The sequence below is a fragment of the Pseudomonas sp. 86_A genome, assembly GCF_017491705.1.
In the GTDB taxonomy this organism is placed as follows: domain Bacteria; phylum Pseudomonadota; class Gammaproteobacteria; order Pseudomonadales; family Pseudomonadaceae; genus Aquipseudomonas; species Aquipseudomonas koreensis.
The window spans coordinates 1-440 of sequence record NZ_JAFGYS010000189.1 but is presented as its reverse complement, the minus strand read 5'-3'; the positions used below and the strand labels follow the sequence as shown (position 1 = coordinate 440).

Below are 440 nucleotides of genomic sequence, written 5' to 3'. Positions count from 1 at the left end.
ATAGATCGGCCCGCGGAAGCCCTCGCGCACGAGCACCGGCAGATAGCCGCTGTGATCGAGATGCGCATGCGTGAGCACGACGTCGTCGATCGAATCGGCGGGCACGGGCAGCGGGCTCCAGTTGCGCAGCCGCAGCTTCTTCGTGCCCTGGAACAGCCCGCAGTCGCTCAGGACGCGTGTCCCGGCGTCCTCGAGCAGATACTTCGAGCCGGTGACGGTTTCCGTCGCGCCGAGGAACGTCAGTTTCATGAGACCTCCCGGAATGCGTGTGGTGTTCGATGCGCCCATTGCACTACACGCGACGCGCGCCTTGCTGACGTGGATCAATCCGCGCGGCGAAGCGCCGGCAGGCGTGACGAAAAGGGGCATGAACGGATGAAGGCGCGGGTGCGGGCGCGCCGCGGCGCACGAATCCGCCGTCGGCGAGGTTGCATGAAGAG

At 66.6% G+C, this 440-nt stretch carries 1 protein-coding gene; it reads right to left on the bottom strand.

Annotation, left to right across the window (positions count from 1 at the left end; genetic code table 11):
* Positions 1-249 (bottom strand): MBL fold metallo-hydrolase (locus J5M57_RS28615; RefSeq protein ID WP_207938562.1); only part of this gene is annotated, 249 nt, incomplete at its 3' end.
* Positions 250-440 lie beyond the last annotated feature (191 nt).